The 2,144-nt window shown below is 65.3% G+C and carries 2 protein-coding genes; both read left to right on the forward strand.

Annotated elements, in window-relative coordinates; translation table 11 throughout:
* Positions 1 to 341: 341 nt before the first annotated feature.
* The gene (locus HMPREF1138_RS09645) at positions 342 to 611 is read left to right on the forward strand and encodes a DUF3017 domain-containing protein (RefSeq protein ID WP_009059270.1); all 270 of its coding nucleotides are present in this window, start codon (positions 342 to 344) and stop codon (positions 609 to 611) included.
* Between the two features lie 170 nt (positions 612 to 781).
* Positions 782 to 2,113 carry a dicarboxylate/amino acid:cation symporter gene (locus HMPREF1138_RS09650; RefSeq protein ID WP_009059274.1) on the forward strand — a complete coding sequence of 444 codons (1,332 nt, stop codon included), beginning with the start codon at positions 782 to 784 and terminating at the stop codon, positions 2,111 to 2,113.
* Positions 2,114 to 2,144: the final 31 nt, after the last annotated feature.

The following is a 2,144-nucleotide window of genomic DNA, read 5'->3' on the forward strand; positions in this document are numbered from 1 at the left end:
GTGGCGGGGCGCAGGGCAGCATCGGTGGCGGTCGTGCCGGCCAGGGCCTCAACGGTGGTGACGCCGAGGACGCGCGCCAGCTCTTCGGTGGCGAGGGCTGCTGCCTCCGACGAACCGGGGGCGACGACGATGAAACGAGACACTCGAAATACTCCTTTGGGACGAGGACGATATGCTGTGGCCGAAAAGCCTTTCGTCCTATCCTAAACCCGTGTGCGGGCTTTTTGTGACGATCACACGGGACGGCTCCGGGGCGGGGGACAGTGGAACAAGCGTCATCGCGGGCCGATTGTGGTCGATCATACGCTAGGGTATGGAGCGTGAAGAGTGAGGAGAGGACCGTGCGCGCGCGACTGGGCGCGTGGGTTGGTGCTGCCCTGAGCACGGTCGGAGTCCTCGGCATCGTCGCGTTGGCAGTGACGGATCACCGCCATCGTGCGGTCGTCCTCATTGCGGCGGTCCTTCTGGGCATGGGGCTCGTGCGCCTGTGGACGCCCGGGCGCCCGTGGTTTGCGTCGCGGGGGCGCGTCACGGATGCGATCGTCTACGTGATTCTCGCCGCGATTATCTGGTATCTAGCGCCCTATGTTGCGACGATGGCGGTGCGCTGAACCTCCCGAGGAACGTTGAATTCGTGCGGAATCCCCGGCCTCGTCAATGAGGTGGAGCGATCGAGTGTCCAACGTGACCCACATCCCGTATCGTGGTTTCGAGTTCAAGAATGCGTAAAGGTCGGGCATGCTATGGGTGACCCATCATCCCTAATCTCAAGGTGAAACACATGCGCGCGTTCCTGCGTAAGTCCGGAATCCTCGTGTGGGTGATCGCTGCGATCATCCTCGCGACCGTCCTTGGATCGATCCGCATCGGCGGCGACCACCTGGTCCCCGTGGAAATCGGTCGTATCTTCGCGACCTTCTCGGCTATCTTCAGCCAGTTCCTCTCCTTCTCTATTCCGCTCATCATCATCGGCCTGGTGACCCCCGCGATCGCCGACCTGGGACGCGGCGCCGGAAAGTGGCTGGGTATTACGACGGCCATCGCCTACGGCTCGACGCTCTTTTCGGGCTTCCTAACCTTCCTGGTGTGCGCCTCGCTCTTCCCGCGCCTGCTCGCCTCCACGCAGCTGGGCTCGGTGTCCGAGCCCGGCAGCGCGCTCGAGTCCTACTTCACGATCGAGATGCCGGCGCCTCTGCAGGTCATGACGGCGCTGCTGCTCTCCTTCGTGGTCGGCCTGGGCCTGTCGATGGTGCCGCGCGGCGTCCTGCGTAAGGGCTTCATCGAGTTCCGCGCCATCATCACGCGCCTCATCGAGACGATCATCATCCCGCTGCTGCCCCTGCACATCTTCGGTATCTTCCTGAACCTGACTTACACGGGCGAGGCCGCCTCCGTTATCCGCACCCTGCTACGTGTCGTGATCGTGGTCCTGGTCCTCGAGGTCGTCATCCTGCTGACCCAGTTCTGCTTCGCCGGTGCCGTCGCCCGCCGCAACCCCATTAAGTCGCTGCTCACGATGATGCCTGCCTACCTGACGGCGCTCGGCACGTCTTCCTCGGCCGCGACCATCCCGGTGACGCTGCGTCAGACGAAGAAGAACGGCGTGTCCGACGCGGTGGCCTCCTTCACCGTGCCGCTGTGCGCGACGATCCACCTGGCCGGCTCAACCTCGAAGATCTTCGCGTTCGCGTTCGCGATCGTCCTGACCCAGGGCCTGACGGTGTCCACCCTCCAGTGGGTCGGCTTCATCTTCATGCTCGGCATCACGATGGTCGCCGCCCCCGGCGTGCCCGGTGGCGCCATCATGGCGGCCACCGGCCTGCTCAGCTCGATGCTGGGCTTCGACGACGCGCAGGTCGCGCTCATGATCGCCACCTACATCGCGCTGGATTCCTTCGGCACCGCGACGAACGTGACGGGCGACGGCGCGATCGCGCTGGTCGTGGATCGCCTGGCCCACGGTTCCATCGGCAACGAGGGCGACCCGGAGAACGCCCGCGAGCTCGCGTTTGACGGCATGGCCTACCTGGACCGCGTGTCGGTCGAGGGCGTCGTCAGCCCCGAGGAGCTCGCCGACTCCGCCGCCCGCAACGGCGCGGACGCTACCGCGTAGGTCCCGTTGATCCGCCCTGTGCGCGCCCGCC

Source organism: Actinomyces sp. ICM58 (assembly GCF_000283035.1).
Taxonomy (GTDB): Bacteria; Actinomycetota; Actinomycetes; order Actinomycetales; family Actinomycetaceae; genus Pauljensenia.